This window comes from Streptomyces sp. SM10 (assembly GCF_002910915.1).
GTDB lineage: Bacteria > Actinomycetota > Actinomycetes > Streptomycetales > Streptomycetaceae > Streptomyces.
This window is the reverse complement of sequence record NZ_NEUF01000088.1, coordinates 66,124-84,057: the sequence shown is the minus strand read 5'-3', so window position 1 is coordinate 84,057 and position 17,934 is coordinate 66,124. Positions and strand designations below refer to the sequence as shown.

Sequence of the window (17,934 nt, the reverse complement as noted above, 5' to 3'; positions counted from 1 at the left end):
GAGAGCGTCACGGTGCATCAAGCCGATGCCCACACCGATGCCCACACCGGTGCCGGTGCCGGTGCCGGTGCCGGTGCCGGAACCGGGGCCGTCCCGTCCGACGCCACCGACAGCGAGGACACCCTGGAGCTGCGGCTCACCGAGGAACTCCTCGCCCTGCTCGGTGACGACCCCCGGTCCGCCCCGGCGGCCGACGCCTCCGTTCTCGTGGGCAGCCCCGGCACATGGAGCCCCGTCACCACCTCGGCCGGGGTGTTCCAACTCGTCCCGGTGGAAGCCGGACGCGACCTGGCGGTCATCAGCCGCTGGATGAACGACCCCGCGGTCGCCGCCTTCTGGGAGCTGGCCGGACCGGAGTCGGTCACCGCCGCCCACCTGGGCCACCAGCTCACCGGGGACGGCCGCAGCGTGCCCTGCCTCGGCGTCCTCGACGGATCGCCCATGAGCTACTGGGAGATCTACCGGGCGGATCTGGACCCCCTGGCCCGCCACTATCCGGCGCGCCCCCACGACATGGGGGTCCACCTCCTGATCGGCGGTGTGGGCAACCGCGGACGGGGCATCGGCACCGTACTGCTCAGAGCCGTCTCCGACCTCGTGCTCGACAACCGTCCACTCTGCGGACGGGTCGTCGCGGAGCCGGACCTGCGCAACACCCCGTCCGTGTCCGCCTTCCTGAGCGCCGGCTTCCGCTTCTACGGGGAAGTGGACCTGCCCGACAAGCGCGCCGCCCTGATGGTGCGTGACCGAGCCCACCGTGACCACCTGTGAACAACTCGCCGCACCACACGTCCTGCTCGAACCCCATCGGTCCCACCCGGAGGAGTCCCCGTGCCGACATATCCTGCGAGCCATCATCCGGCGGAGCCACACAGGCCGCTCGACACTCCGGAACTCAACCGGACGGTCTGGGACCGGGCGGCGGCGAGGCTCCTCGCCAAGATGCTCGGTGAGTTCGCCTACGAGGAAGTCATCACCCCCGCACCCCTCACGGACGACGGTGCGGGGCGGACCCGCGCATACACCCTGCCCCTCGACGACGGGGCAGCCCTGATCTTCCGGGCCCGGCGTGGTGTCTACGGCAGCTGGCGCGTCGATCCCGCGTCCATCCGCGAGCTCACCGCCCGGGACACCGACGCCGGGAGCGCCGGTGTCGCAGGGGCCGCCGGTGTCGCGAACGCCGACGGTGCGGGGGGCGGAAACCCCGGGAGCCCCACGCGCACGAACGCCGACGGCGCACCCTTCCGCGACCCGTTGCGGTTTCTCGCCCGTGGCCGCCGTCTCCTCGGGCTCGACGGCGCCACCCTCGGCCACCTCATCCGCGACCTCACCGCGACGCTCACCGCCGACGCCCGGCTCGACCACACCGCGCTCGGTGCCGCGCGCCTCGCCGAACTCCCCTACGCCGAGCTCGAAGGGCACCAGACGGGACACCCCTGGCTCGTGGCGAACAAGGGCCGCCTCGGGTTCTCCGCGGCCGACGCGGCCCGCTTCACCCCGGAGGCCCGGTCCGCCGCCGCACTGCCCTGGATCGCCGTCAGCACCCGTATAGCGGGCTACCGGGGCGTGGGCCGTGTCGCCACCTCCGGGGACCTCTACGAGCAGGAACTGGATCCGGACGTCCGGGAGTCGTTCACCGCGGTCCTGAGCGGACGGGGACTCGACCCCGCGGAGTACCTCTTCCTCCCCGTGCACCCGTGGCAGTGGGACGAGTGGATCGTCCCGCTCTTCGCCCCCGCGATCGCGGACGGCGACATCGTGCCCCTGCACACCGACGGCGACCTCCGGCTCCCGCAGCAGTCCATCCGTACCTTCACCAACGTGGGGCGGCCCGACCGGCACACGGTCAAGCTGCCCCTGTCGATCCTCAACACCCTCGTCTGGCGGGGCCTGCCCACCGAACGCACGCTCGCCGCCCCGGCGGTCACCGCGTGGGTCCAGGGGCTCTGCGAAGGCGATGCTTTCCTCAGGGACACCTGCGGCGTCATCCTGCTCGGAGAGGTCGCCTCGGTGACGGTCGAGCATCCGCTCTACGACCACCTCCCGGAGACGCCGTACCAGTTCAAGGAGATCCTCGGGGCGATCTGGAGGGAGCCCCTCCATCCGAGGCTCGTACCCGGTGAACGCGCCCGCACGCTGGCCTCGCTCCTGCACACGGACCCGGACGGACGCTCCTTCACCGCCGAACTGGTGGCCCGCTCCGGCCTGAACCCGGGAGCCTGGCTGACCCGGCTCTTCGCCTCCCTGCTGCCCCCGCTGCTGCACTTCCTGTACCGCTACGGCACGGTGTTCTCCCCGCACGGCGAGAACGCCATCGTCGTCTTCGACGAGAACGACGTACCCGTCCGCCTCGCGATCAAGGACTTCGTCGACGACGTGAACGTCAGCGCCCGGCCGCTGCCCGAGCACGACACGATGCCCGAGGACGTGCGGGCCATCCTGCTCACGGAGGATCCGTCCTTCCTCACGCAGTTCATCCACTCCGGACTCTTCGTGGGCGTCTTCCGCTACCTGTCCCCCCTCTGCGAGGAGCAGCTGGACGTGCCGGAGGACGAATTCTGGTCACTCGTCCGTGCGGAGATCCTGCGCCATCACGCTCGTTTCCCCGAGCTCAAGGAGCGCTTCGAGATCTTCGACATGCTGACGCCGACGATCGAGCGGCTGTGTCTGAACCGCAACCGTCTGCATCTGGACGGATACCGTGACCGGCCCGAGCGCCCCCACGCCGCCGTCCACGGCGTGGTCCCCAACCCGCTTCATCTCACCGCGTGAGGCCGGGACCGGCCGATGGTGTCAGTGGGGAGCCTTAGGGTGGACGGGCTATGACGAAGCCATCTCTCCCCGAGCTCCTCCACGCCGCCGTAGCCGCCGTCGGCGGTACGGAACGGCCCGGCCAGGTCTCCATGGCCGAGGCCGTCGCCGAGGCCGTCGACGACAACGCCCATCTACTCGTCCAGGCCGGCACCGGCACCGGCAAGTCCCTCGGCTACCTCGTGCCGGCGCTGGCACACGGGGAGCGGGTCGTGGTGGCCACGGCGACGCTGGCCCTCCAGCGCCAGCTCGTGGAGCGGGACCTTCCGCGCACGGTCGAGGCGCTGCATCCGCTGCTGCGCCGCCGGCCCCAGTTCGCGATGCTCAAGGGCCGGTCGAACTACCTCTGTCTGCACCGGCTCCACGAGGGAGCGCCGCAGGACGAGGAGGAAGGCCTCTTCGACCAGTTCGAAGCGGCGGCGCCGTCGAGCAGGCTCGGCCAGGACCTGCTGCGCCTGCGCGACTGGTCGGACGAGACGGAGACCGGGGACCGGGACGATCTGACGCCGGGTGTCTCGGACCGCGCGTGGGCCCAGATCTCCGTCTCCTCGCGGGAGTGCATCGGCGCCACCAAGTGCACCTACGGCGCCGAGTGCTTCGCGGAGGCGGCCCGTGAGCGGGCCAAGCTCGCCGATGTCGTCGTGACCAACCACGCCCTGCTCGCGATCGACGCGATCGAGGGCGCCCCGGTGCTCCCCAAGCACGAGGTGCTCATCGTCGACGAGGCCCACGAGCTGGTCTCGCGGGTCACCGGGGTGGCCACCGGCGAGCTCACCCCCGGCCAGGTGAACCGGGCGGTGCGCCGCGCGGCCAAACTGGTCAACGAGAAGGCGGCCGACGCCCTGCTGACCGCGTCGGAGGGGTTCGAGCGGGTCATGGAGCTGGCGCTCCCGGGGCGCCTCGAAGAGGTGCCGGAAGACCTCGGCTACGCGCTGATGGCGCTGCGCGACGCCGCGCGTACGGTGATCTCCGCCCTCGGCGGCACCCGGGACAAGTCCGTCCAGGACGAGGACGCGGTGCGCAAACAGGCCATGGCGTCGGTGGAGTCCATCCACGGCGTCGCGGAGCGCATCACACAGGGCTCCGAGTACGACGTCGTCTGGTACGAGCGCCACGACCGCTTCGGGGCGTCCGTCCGGGTCGCACCGCTGTCCGTGTCCGGGCTGCTGCGCGAGAAGCTCTTCGCCGACCGCTCGGTGGTGCTGACCTCGGCCACGCTCAAGCTCGGCGGCGACTTCAACGGTGTGGGGGCCTCGCTGGGGCTGGCGCCCGAGGGCACGGCGGGCGAGGACATCCCGCAGTGGAAGGGCCTCGACGTCGGCTCGCCGTTCGACTACCCGAAGCAGGGCATCCTCTACGTCGCCCGGCACCTGGCCACGCCCGGCCGGGAGGGATCCCGCACGGACATGCTCGACGAGCTGGCCGAGCTGGTGGAGGCGGCGGGCGGTCGCACCCTGGGCCTCTTCTCGTCCATGCGGGCCGCCCAGGCGGCGGCCGAGGAGATGCGCGACAGGCAGGACAAGCCGGTCCTGCTGCAGGGCGAGGAGACGCTCGGCGAGCTCATCAAGAACTTCGCCGCGGACCCCGAGACCTGCCTGTTCGGGACGCTGTCCCTCTGGCAGGGCGTCGATGTGCCCGGGCCGAGCTGTCAGCTCGTGGTCATGGACCGGATCCCCTTTCCGCGGCCGGACGACCCGCTGATGAGCGCCCGCCAGAAGGCGGTCGAGGAGGCCGGGGGCAATGGCTTCATGGCGGTGGCCGCCACCCATGCGGCGCTGCTCATGGCGCAGGGCGCCGGCCGGCTCGTCCGGGCCATGGGGGACAAGGGCGTCGTCGCGGTGCTCGACCCCAGGCTGGCGAACGCCCGGTACGGAAGCTACCTCCGCGCCTCGCTGCCCGACTTCTGGTACACCACGGACCGGAACCAGGCGCGACGCTCGCTCGCGGCCATCGACGCCGCGGCCAGGACCGCGCAGTGACCTGACCGCGCCGGGGCCCCTGGGCGGTCCGCCCAGGGCACCAGAGGTGGCCGGACATGTCAGGGCCCCGGAATCGGCGCAGAGATCCCGGGGCCCAGTCCGAACCGGCGAAGTCAGACCCGCCGCAGCACCGCCACGACCTTGCCGAGGATCGTCGCCTCGTCACCAGGGATCGGCTGATAGGCGGAGTTGTGCGGGAGCAGCCATACGTGGCCGTCCTCGCGCTTGAAGCGCTTGACCGTGGCCTCGCCGTCCAGCATGGCCGCGACGATGTCGCCGTTCTCCGCGACGGGCTGGCGCCGGACGGTGACCCAGTCCCCGTCCATGATCGCCGCTTCGATCATCGAGTCGCCGACGACCTTCAGCACGAAGAGCTCCCCGTCACCGACGAGCTGGCGGGGGAGCGGAAAGACGTCCTCGACGGATTCCTCGGCGAGGATCGGCCCTCCGGCCGCGATCCGGCCGACCAGCGGCACGTACGAGGCGGCGGGCTTCCCGGTGGTGTCCGTCGGCTGCGTGCTGGGCTGGTCCGAGCCCCGGACCTCGTAGGCGCGCGGACGATGGGGGTCGCGACGCAGGAAGCCTTTGCGCTCCAGGGCCATCAACTGGTGGGCGACGGACGAGGTGCTGGACAGTCCCACCGCCTGACCGATCTCGCGCATCGACGGGGGATAGCCCCGCCGTTGCACGGAATCCCGGATCACCTCGATCACGCGCCGCTGCCGGTCCGTGAGCCCCGAGCTGTCCGCCCGGATTCCTGGAGGGCGGCCGGGCAAGGAGCGTGCGGGTCGCGAGGGCTCAGGCCCTTCCGCGTTCATGACTGAGTCATTCATGGCATGCACCGGCTCAAGTCGGCCCTGGGAGCGGTGGTCCTGGGCAGTGATGGTGGCACTGTCTGCGGTGGTGGTCACGTCGGCCCCTCTCGAATGGTCTCCCTGGTTAGGCAACGGTAGTAGCTTTCGAAAGGTTGCGCCAAACACACGTTCGAGTGAAAAACAAATAAAGGGCCCTCGCGGGATTACCGAGGGGTGTATGAGGTGATGCGTCGGGCCCGGAATCACGTGGTGACCGACGGGGTTCACGCTAGCGTTTCCCCGGCCCGATCCCATGTCCGGGGTGCGCGTTCCCCGGCGTGCCGCGACGCGCCGGCCGGGGTCCGGGTGACCCGCGGTCCGGGGCCCCCGGGGCCTTGGCCGTGGCGCGTTTCCCGTACCCTCGTGCCTGGCCGTAGGCTGCCCTCCGGCCCTGGGGGAGCGCGACACGCGCGGAGGGTGGAGGCGAGGCAAAACCCTAGATGTAGTGGTTGTGCTGCTATCGCCACCCACAACTAGTGGTCCCCGGTCCTGTGGGGCGGAGTTCATCGCCTATGCTTGTGGCTGTCGTCGAGGGTCCGTGAGGGGCCCGAGAGGGCTATTCAGTCGTGCTGTGAAGGAGGGTTCGGAGACATGCACTGCCCCTTCTGCAGGCACCCCGACAGCCGGGTCGTGGACAGTCGCACGACGGACGACGGGACGTCGATCCGACGGCGCCGTCAGTGCCCCGACTGCTCCCGTCGCTTCACGACGGTGGAGACCTGCTCGCTGATGGTGGTCAAGCGCAGCGGCGTGACCGAACCCTTCAGCCGCACCAAGGTCATCTCGGGGGTCCGTAAGGCATGCCAGGGGCGCCCGGTCACCGAGGACGCCCTGGCGAAGCTCGGCCAGCGGGTCGAGGAGGCCGTCCGGGCCACCGGGAGCGCCGAGCTGACGACACACGACGTCGGTCTGGCCATACTCGGCCCCCTGCAGGAACTCGACCTGGTCGCGTACCTGCGTTTCGCATCGGTGTACCGGGCGTTCAACTCGCTCGAAGACTTCGAGACCGCCATCGCGGAGCTCCGCGAGGAGCGGCCCCGCGCGGAACCATGCGGGAGCGGCGAGACCCCCGAGGTCCCCGCCCCCGCCGCAGTCGCCGCTGATTGATCACCGGGCCGGACCGCAGGGGCCTGCGGCCGGCGGCGGGCGGCACCAGACCTGTTCCGAGACGCTGCGCGTGGCGTCCGGAGCATCAGACACACACTGTGCCCTGGGAAGAACTGGGCACTTCAGGGCGTTTTTGCCCACATATGGGAGGCGGCATGACAGAGACGGCGAGCGGCCCGGCACGAGGTACCCGCACCAAGGGAGCCAAGTCGACTGCGACCAAGCAGGGCCTGCGCATCGAGCGCATCCACACGACCCCCGGCGTGCATCCGTACGACGAGGTCGCGTGGGAGCGCCGTGACGTCGTCATGACCAACTGGCGCGACGGCTCGATCAACTTCGAGCAGCGTGGCGTCGAGTTCCCCGACTTCTGGTCGGTGAACGCGGTCAACATCGTCACCAGCAAGTACTTCCGGGGGGCTGTCGGTACGCCGCAGCGCGAGACCGGTCTGCGACAGCTGATCGACCGGATCGTGAAGACGTACCGGAAGGCCGGCGAGGACCACAGCTACTTCGCTTCCCCCGCCGACGCCGAGATCTTCGAGCACGAGCTGGCGTACGCCCTCCTGCACCAGATCTTCAGCTTCAACTCGCCGGTGTGGTTCAACGTCGGAACGCCCCAGCCGCAGCAGGTCTCGGCCTGCTTCATCCTGGCCGTCGACGACTCCATGGAGTCGATCCTCGACTGGTACAAGGAAGAGGGCATGATCTTCAAGGGCGGCTCCGGCGCCGGCCTGAACCTCTCCCGCATCCGCTCCTCCAAGGAGCTGCTCTCCTCCGGCGGTAACGCCTCCGGTCCGGTCTCCTTCATGCGCGGTGCCGACGCCTCCGCAGGAACGATCAAGTCCGGTGGCGCCACCCGCCGCGCGGCCAAGATGGTCATCCTCGACGTCGACCACCCCGACATCGAGAACTTCATCGAGACCAAGGTGAAGGAGGAGGAGAAGATCCGCGCCCTGCGTGACGCGGGCTTCGACATGGACCTGGGCGGCGACGACATCACGTCCGTCCAGTACCAGAACGCCAACAACTCGGTCCGCGTGAACGACGAGTTCATGAAGGCCGTCGAGGCCGGCGGGAAGTTCGGCCTGCGTGGCCGTATGACCGGGGACGTCATCGAAGAGGTCGAGGCGAAGTCCCTCTTCCGTAAGATGGCCGAGGCCGCCTGGGCCTGTGCCGACCCCGGCATCCAGTACGACGACACGATCAACAAGTGGCACACCTGCCCGGAGTCCGGCCGCATCAACGGCTCGAACCCCTGCAGCGAGTACATGCACCTGGACAACACCTCGTGCAACCTGGCCTCGCTGAACCTGATGAAGTTCCTCAAGGACGACGGCGAGGGCCGCCAGTCCTTCCAGGCCGAGCGCTTCGCCAAGGTCGTCGAGCTGGTCATCACCGCGATGGACATCTCGATCTGCTTCGCGGACTTCCCGACCCAGAAGATCGGCGAGAACACCCGCGCCTACCGTCAGCTGGGCATCGGCTACGCCAACCTGGGCGCCCTGCTCATGGCGACCGGCCACGCGTACGACAGCGACGGCGGCCGTGCGCTCGCCGGCGCCATCACCTCGCTGATGACCGGCACGTCCTACCGCCGCTCCGCCGAGCTGGCCGCGGTCGTCGGCCCGTACGACGGCTACGCCCGTAACGCCGAGCCGCACCAGCGCGTCATGAAGCAGCACTCCGACGCCAACGCCGTGGCCGTCCACGTGGACGACCTGGACTCGCCGGTCTGGGCCGCCGCCACGGAGGCCTGGCAGGACGTGATCCGCCTCGGCGCGAAGAACGGCTTCCGCAACGCCCAGGCCTCGGTCATCGCCCCGACCGGCACCATCGGTCTCGCGATGTCCTGCGACACGACCGGCCTCGAGCCCGACCTCGCCCTGGTCAAGTTCAAGAAGCTCGTCGGCGGCGGCTCGATGCAGATCGTCAACGGCACGGTGCCGCAGGCCCTGCGCCGCCTCGGCTACCAGCCGGAGCAGATCGAGGCGATCGTCGCCCACATCGCCGACAACGGCAACGTGATCGACGCCCCCGGTCTCAAGACCGAGCACTACGAGGTCTTCGACTGCGCCATGGGCGAGCGGTCCATCTCGGCCATGGGCCACGTCCGGATGATGGCGGCGATCCAGCCGTGGATCTCCGGCGCCCTGTCCAAGACGGTGAACCTGCCGGAGACGGCCACCGTCGAGGACGTCGAGGAGGTCTACTTCGAGGCATGGAAGATGGGCGTCAAGGCGCTCGCGATCTACCGCGACAACTGCAAGGTCGGCCAGCCCCTCTCCGCGAAGACCAAGGAGAAGGAGAAGACCGCGGTCACGGCCAAGGCCGAGGACACCATCCGCGCCGCGGTCGAGAAGGTCGTCGAGTACCGCCCGGTCCGCAAGCGTCTGCCCAAGGGCCGTCCCGGCATCACCACCTCCTTCACGGTGGGCGGCGCCGAGGGTTACATGACCGCCAACTCCTACCCGGACGACGGTCTCGGCGAGGTCTTCCTGAAGATGTCCAAGCAGGGTTCCACCCTCGCGGGCATGATGGACGCCTTCTCCATCGCGGTCTCGGTCGGTCTGCAGTACGGCGTGCCGCTGGAGACCTACGTCTCCAAGTTCACCAACATGCGCTTCGAACCGGCCGGTATGACGGACGACCCGGACGTGCGGATGGCGCAGTCGATCGTCGACTACATCTTCCGCCGCCTGGCGCTCGACTTCCTGCCGTTCGAGACGCGCTCCGCGCTCGGCATCCACTCGGCCGAGGAGCGTCAGCGTCACCTCGACACGGGTTCGTACGAGCCGGCCTTCGGGGACCAGGACCTCGACGTGGAGAGCCTGGCCCAGTCCGCTCCCGTGCGTGTGGAGCCGCTGAAGGCCGTCGCCTCTCCCGAGGAGAGCGCCGCCGAGAAGCCGGCCCCCAAGGCCGCGCACACCTCGGCCGAACTGGTCGAGATGCAGCTCGGCATCAGCGCGGACGCACCGCTGTGCTTCTCGTGCGGGACGAAGATGCAGCGCGCCGGCTCCTGCTACATCTGCGAGGGCTGCGGGTCGACCAGCGGCTGCAGCTGATACGGGGCGGAGCCGCGCCGGACACCTCGTCCGGCGCGGCCGCCGCGGGCGGCTGACCAGCAGCTGACGAAGGGGACCGGCCGACGGCCGGTCCCCTTCGCCGTGCCCGCGACACCGTCCGGCCGGTGAACGGCCCGGCCCGCACAGCCTTTCGGTCGGTCCGGGAGGAATCCCGGCTGAGCCCCGGCTCCGGGACCATCGGGCCGTGACCACAGAACCTCGTCTGTTCCTCCGTGTCGTCGTGCCACCGCTCGGGACGCACGGGGCGGTGGAGTGCGGGCCCGTCGTCGACGGGCGGGACGTCCTGGCCGCAATCCGGACGACGACGAGTTCGGTCCCCCGGAGTTCAGGTTCGACGCCGGTCAGTACGAGGCCGAGCTCCGCCGGGCCGCCGAGGACCTCGGCCGGGAGTGGCCGTCCCGGACGGTCGCGCGGCTGCTGGAGCAGGGGCTCCGTGCACACGCCGACCGGCTGGCGGCCTGGGACTGCGAGCTGTCAGCTGTTTCGGCCTGGTCCTGGGAGCCCGAGCGGATCACGGTCTTCCTGTTCCATCCCGGCCGGGCCGCGATGACGGAGGGCCGCCCCTGGCTCCGGTTCAGGATGACCGTCCCGGTCACCGGGGACGATCCCGCCGAACAGGCCGGACGCCTCTGCGCCCGGATCACGGCCGAGGACCCCCGCGAGGCCGCCGAGGTCTGCGGAGGCTCGAAGGAATCCGTCGATCGGCTCGGCTACCCCTGGCTGCGGTCCTGAGGGGCGCAGGAAGACGCGCCCGTGCGGGAGAGGGGTGGCACCGCTCGTGGAAGCAGCGGTGCACCGCCTCGCCGACCTGTGGGCCGGGCCCCCGAAGAAGCCGCCGAAGGGCACCGGCCTCATCAGCACGATCTTTGATCCTTCTTCTGTGCCCCAGCGGGGACCGGGGAGGTGTGCCGGGTGTCAGCCGGGGCGGTTCCCCATCGTCGCGGCGAACGAGCCGGGGTCGCCGTCGAATCCGCGGACCGCCCCGTGGAAGCCCCACGACCCCGCGGTGTCCCGGACGAATTCGGCGACGACCGCGGCCGTGGCGGACGGCACCCCGGAGAAGTCGTCCTCGGCCAGATTCGTGTAGCCCTCGCGGATCTGCACGGCCGTGTGGTCTATCTGGCCGAAGGTCTTGTGCCCGTCACGCTGCTGGATGGCGACGCCGACCACGACCCTGGCGTACGTGTCCGACAGTCGGTCCAGCTCCAGCGTCATGACCTCGTCGAAGCCGTACCCCTGCCCCGTCCGGCTGTCCCGGTTCAGCGTGATCGTCCCGTCCGGCGACCTGCTGTCGAAGTGCACGAGGTAGACAGGGCTGCCGTACGGCGCGTCCGTCCCGTACGTGGCCGCGATGATGTCGAGGTCGTTGGCGGGCTCACCGGTGGCGCTGGGGTCCCATTTGACCCTTACCTCGACCTTCTCGATGTCCTTGTTGGGAGTGCTCATCGGACACGTCTCCTCGCTGCTGGGCCGACAGACCTCTTCCGCCCTCAGATCATGTCCGTAACTGTCCGTGAATCCAACCGTGTTGGATTCGGACGTCACATTCGGGCCACGGCGGGGACGGGGCCGCGCGATGCCGGTGCGGGCCCCTCCGGGGCAGGCCGGGGCGTGACCCGCGCCATGCCCGGCGCCGTACGATGGCGCGGTGCTGGTCAAGTGGATTCGCTGCACCGTGGTCGACCGTCGCGGTTTCGAGCGGGGGCAGCGGAAGTGGGCGGGGCTGCTCGAAGAGCCGGGATTCCGGGGGCAGAGCGGCGGGTGGAGCCGAGGGCAGCCCGAAGTCGCCCATGTCTTCGCGTTCTGGGAGAACCGGGTCTTCTACGACTCCTTCATGGCCCGTGGTCACGACCGGCTCGCCGCCTCCCGGTCCGGGACGTACAAGGACATGCGCGTGAAGCTCTTCGAGTACCGCTTCGACGTGAAGACGGGTTTCGAGCCGGTCTTCACCGACGCGGACGTCGTCAGGGTGGCGCACAGCCGCGTCCACGAGGACCGCGTCGACCACTTCGCGCTCATGCAGCAACGGGTGTGGAACCCCGCCATGGCGGGATCGCCCGGAATGCTGCGCGGCGTTTTCGGGGAAGCTCCGGGGCACGAGTTCCTCGTGCTGTCGATGTGGCAGTCGAGCGCCGAGCGCGGCAAGTACAGGCCCGAGGGCCTCGCACGGCTCACGGCGCGGGCGGAGACCGAGCGGGACGTCGAGGCGCTGACGGGGGACGTGGTGCAGCTCGAACCCTCGTGGACGGTCTGATCATCCGCGCCCGAGCCCGCGTTCCCTTGGTCACATACGCCCGATCGAGCCCGCACAGCCGCTCGATCATGTCGGACGGCATCTAGGGTCGGTGCATGGCACGACCGCAACGCATCGTCCTCGTCCGCCACGGTGAGTCCGAGGGCAATGCCGACGACACGGTCTACGAGCGTGAGCCCGACCACGCGCTCAGGCTCACGCCGAAGGGTCTGCGCCAGGCGGCGGCGACGGGCTCCCGTCTGCGTGGGACGTTCGGCGACGAGCGCGTCAGCGTCTACATCTCGCCCTACCGGCGCACACACGAGACGTTCAGGGCCTTCGGCCTCGCCCCGGACCGTGTGCGCGTCAGGGAGGAACCCCGGCTGCGCGAGCAGGACTGGGGCAATTGGCAGGACCGGGACGACGTCAGGCTGCAGAAGGCCTACCGGGACGCGTACGGGCACTTCTTCTACCGCTTCGCGCAGGGCGAGTCCGGGGCCGATGTGTACGACCGGGTCGATGCGTTCCTGGAGAGTCTGCACCGCAGCTTCGAGGCCCCCGACCATCCCCCGAACGTGCTCCTCGTCACCCACGGGCTGACCATGCGGCTCTTCTGCATGCGCTGGTTCCACTGGTCGGTGGCCGAGTTCGAATCACTGTCCAACCCGGGAAACGGCGAGTCCAGGACGCTGCTGCTCGGTCAGGACGGCAGCTATACGCTCGACCGGCCCTTCGAGCGATGGCGCACCCCTGAGCCCTACGGCATCAGCGGATAGAGTGGGAGTGCGATGACCATGACCGCTGATTCTGCTTCCGACCGCTTCGAGCGCGCTCTGGCCAGCCTGCGTGGACTGTCCGTGGGAGATGCCCTCGGCTCCCAGTTCTTCGTCCCGGCCCATTACCCCCTGCTCAAGACCCGGGACCTGCCGCCCGACGACTGGCAGTGGACCGACGACACCGAGATGGCCTGCTCCGTGCTGGCCGTGCTGGCCGCGCACGAGCGGATCGACCAGGACGCGCTGGCCCACTCCTTCGCCCGGCACCACGACTTCGACCGGGGCTACGGCCCCGCGGTGAACCGGCTGCTGAGGCTGGTGCGGGAAGGCGGCGACTGGCGTGAGCTGGCGTCCGCGCTCTTCCAGGGGCAGGGCTCCTGGGGCAACGGGTCGGCGATGCGTATCGCACCGCTGGGTGCCTGGTACGCGCACGACCCGGAACAGGCCACCCACCAGGCGGAGATCTCGTCGTACACCACCCATCAGCACCGCGAAGCCGTCGTGGGGGCCATGGCCGTCGCGGCGGCGGCCGCCCTCGTCGCCGCTCCGGGAGGTCCTCCGGCGCCCGAGGACCTGCTCGACGGTGTCGTCGCCCTCATCCCGCGCAGCGCGGTCGGCGCCGGGCTGCGCAGGGCCCGCGACATGCTCGACTACAGGGACGCGGGGACGGTCGCCGCAGTGCTCGGCAACGGACGCCGTACGAGCGCCCACGACACGGTGCCCTTCGCCCTGTGGTCGGCGGCGCGGAGTCTCGGCGACTTCGAGCAGGCCTTCTGGGTGACGGCGCAGGCGGGCGGAGACGTGGACACCACGTGCGCCATCGTCGGCGGAATCGTCGCCGCGGAACCGTTGGGGGCGCCTCCCGCCGACTGGCTGACCCGTACGGAGCAACTGCCCGACTGGGTTCCCCTCTCCCCGGCGCGTCGCTGATCTCGGATCCGGAGGCCCTGGCCGGGACCCGTCACTTCGGCCGGCACGGTTCTGTTCACTGTCACGGTCCTGCCACAGCGGGGACCCCGAACGGTTGAAGCGCTTGTGCGGGCCTTACTCTTTCGGCCACGCCGCCCTCATCGATCTTGGTGGGCGTGCGCCTAGAGACGCCGGGGCCGTCGTGCCGCGATGTGGCCGTGCGAGCGGACCCCGGTCGGGGGAGGGGTCCCAATGTCCGATCAGTCGTCCGGCACGTCCAGCCGGCCCGAGACGCCACCGGAGAGCGGTGGCGCGGAGGGATCCGCGTCCGGAGCCCGTCTCCCGTCCGGCGCCACCGCCGAGCCGAAGAGCGAGGCCTCGCCCGAGGATCTCCGCCGGACGCGGGCGCCGGCGGGAAAGCCGGCGTCGGCCTCCGTATCGCCGGTTCCGCCGCGGAGCACAGGCCCGGACGTGCCGGAGGTACCGGAGGTGCCCGCCTACCTCCGGACGCCGCAGGGGGCGGCGGACGTCTGGCAACGCGGGGGGCAGAAGCGGCCCCAGCCCCCCGGTGTGCTGTCCCGGCTGCGGCATCCGTCCCCACCCGCGGTCCCGCCGGCGACCCTCTGGGCGGTCCTGGCCACGGCCCTGCTCAGCGCCCTGCTGCTCGGCGAAGGCCTGGGGGCCAACCTGCTGATCGTGGCCGTGCCCGCGGCCTTGGCGGCGTTCTTCGCCGCACGCTCGGCAGGGCGCGTACTTCGCCCCTGGACCGCCGTCTGGGCAGTGGGCGGCCTGGCGCTCCTGGCGATTCCGGCACTCCGGGAAGCGGGGTGGCCGGTCTTCCTCGCAGTGGTGTCGGCCCTCGCGCTGGGCTCGCTCGCCCTGCACGGAAGCCGCAGCTGGCCCGGTGTGCTGCTCGGATCGCTGGGGCTGTTCCCCTCGGTCGCCGGCGGCGTGCGCTGGGGGTGGCGCGGGCTGCGCGACCGTGCGGGCGACTCCGGGGGCCGGGCGCGCACCGTGGTGCGCAGCGCTGCGGTGGCGGCGGTGCTCCTCATCGTCTTCGGTGCGCTCTTCGCCTCCGCGGATGCCGCCTTCGCCGACCTGCTGGGCAGTCTCACCCCCGATGTGTCCGTCGGTGACAGTCCCTGGCGCCCCTTCCTCTTCGTCCTGGGAGCGGCAGGCGCTCTGGCCGCCGCGTACAGCGCTGCCGCTCCGGTCCGCTGGGACGGCGTCACCGTCCGCCCGGGCAGGGCCAGGAACAGGTTGGAGTGGGCGATTCCGCTGATCGTGCTCAACCTGCTCTTCGCGGCGTTCCTCGCGCTTCAGCTCGTCGTGCTCCTCGGCGGCTACGACAAGGTTCTGGACGAGACGGGCCTGCTGCCCGCCGAATACGCCCGCCAGGGCTTCTGGCAACTGCTGTGGGCCACCGTCCTGACTCTGCTCGTCATCGCGCTCGCCCTGCGCTGGGCACCGCGGGGAGGACCGCGTGACCGGACCCTGGTGCGCAGCGTCCTCGGCGTCCTGTGTGTGCTCACCCTCGTCGTCGTGGCCTCCGCGCTGCGTCGCATGGACCTCTACGTCGACGCCTTCGGGCTGACCCGCCTCCGGATCTCCGTGGCCGCCGTGGAACTCTGGCTCGGAGTGGTGCTGGTCCTCATCATCGCGGCAGGGGTCTTCGGAGCCAGGATGCTTCCGCGTGCGATCGCGGCGAGCGCCGCCGTCGGCGTGCTCGTCTTCGGGCTGCTCTCGCCGGACGGACTGATCGCCGAGCAGAACGTCCAGCGGTACACCGACGACAGGACGAGCGACGCGACCATCGACATCGAGTACCTGAAGGGACTCTCCGCGGATGCCGTCCCGGCGCTGGACAAGCTGCCGGAGCCGCTGAGGTCCTGTGTGCTGGAGCACTTCCAGCGCGACCTCGCCGTCGAGGACACCCCGTGGTACGCCACCAGTTGGGGAGAGGCCAGGGCCCGGGACATCCTGGAGGAGACCTCCGTCCAGTATCACGGGACCGAGTGCTACAGCCTCGGGCAGGAGGCCGACGAGCGAGGCGGTCACGAGGAGGAGGACTCCTACGATCCGTACTGAGCGGCCCGGAGGGCGGCCGGCTCGCTCCGCCGGATCGGTGCACGCAGCACGCAGGCGGACTCGGCGGACGCGGACACTCGGACGGCGGCCGGCCTGCGGCGGACTTTCCGAACGCTTCGAACGAGCAGTCCTGTTCGACGTGTTCGGAGGACGCGGACCGAATCCGGTGAGGCCGTGGCGAAGCGAGGCGGTGATCCGGTGGCGTCCTCGGCGTCCTGCGGCCCGTGCGGGATGCCCTCACCTTCGGTGGTCCGCCCGGGAGTGGAGACCTCTCGGGTGTTCGCGTATGTGATGTCGGTGTCGGCTGAAGGTGCTTTCCGAGATGATTTTCGATCGCAGGATTCAGCTCGCGATCGCCCTTCCATGGCTATTGATCCTTCGGAATCGGGAAAATTGGAGTGTCCAGGTCTAGCCGAGGTCGACGGTGCCGGTGGTGGGGCCTGGCGGCGTGCGTGCACTTCCTCGCGTGTGCGTATGTGAATGGATGGATCTCGGCGGCATCTGGGCGGCCGGCCGGGTCACGTCGCCTTCCCTTCGGCTCCGAGGTCGTCGTCCGGCCGTTCCGTGCACCCGTCGATGGCCTTCCGGACACGACCGGACACGGGTCGGTCCGCCGGGCGGTGCCCCGGGGTGTTCTTGCCGCCTCCATCGGCGTACCCTGGCAGGCGCCATGCCGTACGAACCACCCACGCACACCGTCGAGCGCTCACTGCGCGCTACCTCCGGTGCCAGGACCGTCGCCGGTGTCGATGAGGTCGGACGCGGAGCGTGGGCCGGCCCCGTCACCGTGTGCGCGGCTGTCACCGGTCTCCGCAGACCCCCCGAGGGCCTCACCGACTCCAAGCTGATCAGTCCCAGGCGCCGGGCCGAACTCGCCCCGACGCTCGAGAAGTGGGTCACGGCCTACGGGCTGGGGCACGCGTCACCCCTGGAGATCGACGATCTCGGCATGACCGCGGCGCTCCGCCTCGCGGCCGTCAGGGCGCTCGAGGCCCTGCCCGTCCGACCGGACGCCGTGATCCTCGACGGTAAGCACGACTACCTCGGACCGCCCTGGAACGTCCGTACCGTGATCAAGGGTGACCAGTCCTGTATCGCCGTCGCCGCGGCCTCGGTGATCGCCAAGGTCCGCCGGGACGCGATGATGGCCGAACTGGGCGCGGACACGGGGCAGTACGCAGACTTCGCCTTCGGCGCGAACGCCGGCTATCCGTCACCGGTCCACCGGGCCGCGCTGGAGGAGCAAGGGCCCACACCTCACCACCGTCTCAGCTGGGCCTATCTCGACGCGCTGCCCAAGTGGCAGCACCTGAAAAAGGTCCGTTTCTCCGCCGAGGCGGCGGCACTGGAAAGCGGGGGCCAGCTCGGCTTCGACTTCTGATCGCCCAGGCGCACCCAGCCGCCGACGCGTGCGCGTCGGCCGTGAAAGACCACCATTCATGCCTCTTATCCCCGAGGAGCCTCAGATTCCCGAGAGCGCCCAGGGTCCCCGCGTCACTCCGGCCGCCGGCCGCACCGCGCCGACCCCCCGTCCCGTACCTGGCCCGCGTTCCGCGGCCACGCCCCGCCCCGGTAGCCCGGGCCGTGGACCCGCACGGCCCGCGCCCCCGGCGCCGCGCCCGCATCCCACACCTGCCGCTCCTGCTGCCGCCGGACGCAAGCAGGCGGTGGATCGTTCCGCAGCACAGCTCCAGCTGATTCCGGCTCCGGCCGGCGGCGCCGTCGACGCAGCCGACGAGGCCGTCGACCTCCTGCTCGACTCCGGACGGGCACCCGGCGACATCCTGGTGCTCACCACCGCCGATCAGCACCCCTGGGCCGCTCACGAGCTCTCCTTCGGGGAGGCCGCGTACTGGGCCCAGCACGATGCGGGTGACGACGTGTTCTTCGCCCGCACGGTGAACGCCGGCCGATGCGCCTCGCGTTCCGTGGTCGTCGTCGCGGTCAACGGCGACCTGGACGACTCGGCGGCCCGTGCGCTCTCCGACATGCGGGAGCGCGCCGGAGAGCTGCTCGTCGCCTGCGGAGACCCGCAGAAGATCAACTCCGCGCTCGGCGCCGGAGTCTGAGCCGTAGACCCGTGGGTCCCGG

The 17,934-nt window shown here is 70.5% G+C and carries 14 protein-coding genes; 12 read left to right on the top strand and 2 right to left on the bottom strand.

Going from position 1 to position 17,934, the window contains the following annotated elements; genetic code table 11:
- Nucleotides 1-12 precede the first annotated feature (12 nt).
- The 3 genes from B9S57_RS12470 to B9S57_RS12460 are packed head-to-tail and all read left to right on the top strand — an operon-like array spanning nt 13 to nt 4,790.
- The gene (locus B9S57_RS12470) at nt 13-771 is read left to right on the top strand and encodes a GNAT family N-acetyltransferase (protein WP_103515622.1); all 759 of its coding nucleotides are present in this window, start codon (nt 13-15) and stop codon (nt 769-771) included.
- Between the two features lie 60 nt (nt 772-831).
- A complete protein-coding gene (locus B9S57_RS12465) occupies nt 832-2,772 on the top strand; it encodes an IucA/IucC family siderophore biosynthesis protein (RefSeq protein WP_103515621.1) in 1,941 nt (646 codons plus the stop codon).
- A 50-nt stretch (nt 2,773-2,822) separates the two neighbouring features.
- Nucleotides 2,823-4,790, top strand: coding sequence for an ATP-dependent DNA helicase (locus B9S57_RS12460; protein WP_103515620.1), 1,968 nt, complete (start codon nt 2,823-2,825; stop codon nt 4,788-4,790).
- Nucleotides 4,791-4,903: 113 nt separating this feature from the next.
- Here the strand turns inward: B9S57_RS12460 and lexA are convergent, their stop codons facing one another.
- Nucleotides 4,904-5,701, bottom strand: coding sequence for a transcriptional repressor LexA (lexA, locus tag B9S57_RS12455; RefSeq protein ID WP_103515619.1), 798 nt, complete (start codon nt 5,699-5,701; stop codon nt 4,904-4,906).
- A 534-nt stretch (nt 5,702-6,235) separates the two neighbouring features.
- Between lexA and nrdR the strand changes: the two genes are divergently transcribed.
- From nrdR to B9S57_RS12440, 3 genes are all read left to right on the top strand, one after another.
- A complete protein-coding gene (gene nrdR / locus B9S57_RS12450; RefSeq protein WP_103515618.1) occupies nt 6,236-6,751 on the top strand; it encodes a transcriptional regulator NrdR in 516 nt (171 codons plus the stop codon).
- Nucleotides 6,752-6,906: 155 nt separating this feature from the next.
- Nucleotides 6,907-9,816, top strand: coding sequence for a vitamin B12-dependent ribonucleotide reductase (locus B9S57_RS12445; RefSeq protein ID WP_103515668.1), 2,910 nt, complete (start codon nt 6,907-6,909; stop codon nt 9,814-9,816).
- 273 nt (nt 9,817-10,089) lie between these two features.
- Nucleotides 10,090-10,569, top strand: coding sequence for a hypothetical protein (locus B9S57_RS12440; protein WP_103515617.1), 480 nt, complete (start codon nt 10,090-10,092; stop codon nt 10,567-10,569).
- 183 nt (nt 10,570-10,752) lie between these two features.
- Here B9S57_RS12440 and B9S57_RS12435 read toward each other — a convergent pair whose 3' ends face one another.
- Complete coding sequence (locus B9S57_RS12435; RefSeq protein ID WP_103515616.1) at nt 10,753-11,283, bottom strand: TerD family protein; 531 nt, start codon at nt 11,281-11,283, stop codon at nt 10,753-10,755.
- Nucleotides 11,284-11,485: 202 nt separating this feature from the next.
- Here B9S57_RS12435 and B9S57_RS12430 point away from each other — a divergent pair, with 202 nt between their 5' ends.
- The 6 genes from B9S57_RS12430 to B9S57_RS12405 all read left to right on the top strand — a co-directional run bounded on the left by B9S57_RS12430 (nt 11,486) and on the right by B9S57_RS12405 (nt 17,912).
- The gene (locus tag B9S57_RS12430; protein ID WP_103515615.1) at nt 11,486-12,091 is read left to right on the top strand and encodes a YdbC family protein; all 606 of its coding nucleotides are present in this window, start codon (nt 11,486-11,488) and stop codon (nt 12,089-12,091) included.
- A gap of 95 nt (nt 12,092-12,186) precedes the next feature.
- Nucleotides 12,187-12,846, top strand: a complete 660-nt coding sequence (locus B9S57_RS12425; RefSeq protein ID WP_103515614.1) for a histidine phosphatase family protein — start codon at nt 12,187-12,189, stop codon at nt 12,844-12,846.
- An 18-nt stretch (nt 12,847-12,864) separates the two neighbouring features.
- A complete protein-coding gene (locus tag B9S57_RS12420) occupies nt 12,865-13,776 on the top strand; it encodes an ADP-ribosylglycohydrolase family protein (protein WP_103515667.1) in 912 nt (303 codons plus the stop codon).
- A gap of 231 nt (nt 13,777-14,007) precedes the next feature.
- A complete protein-coding gene (locus B9S57_RS12415; RefSeq protein ID WP_103515613.1) occupies nt 14,008-15,843 on the top strand; it encodes a DUF4153 domain-containing protein in 1,836 nt (611 codons plus the stop codon).
- Between the two features lie 670 nt (nt 15,844-16,513).
- Nucleotides 16,514-17,224, top strand: a complete 711-nt coding sequence (locus B9S57_RS12410) for a ribonuclease HII (protein WP_103515612.1) — start codon at nt 16,514-16,516, stop codon at nt 17,222-17,224.
- A 58-nt stretch (nt 17,225-17,282) separates the two neighbouring features.
- Entirely contained in the window at nt 17,283-17,912 is a 630-nt protein-coding gene (locus B9S57_RS12405; protein WP_103515611.1) for a hypothetical protein, read from the top strand.
- Nucleotides 17,913-17,934 lie beyond the last annotated feature (22 nt).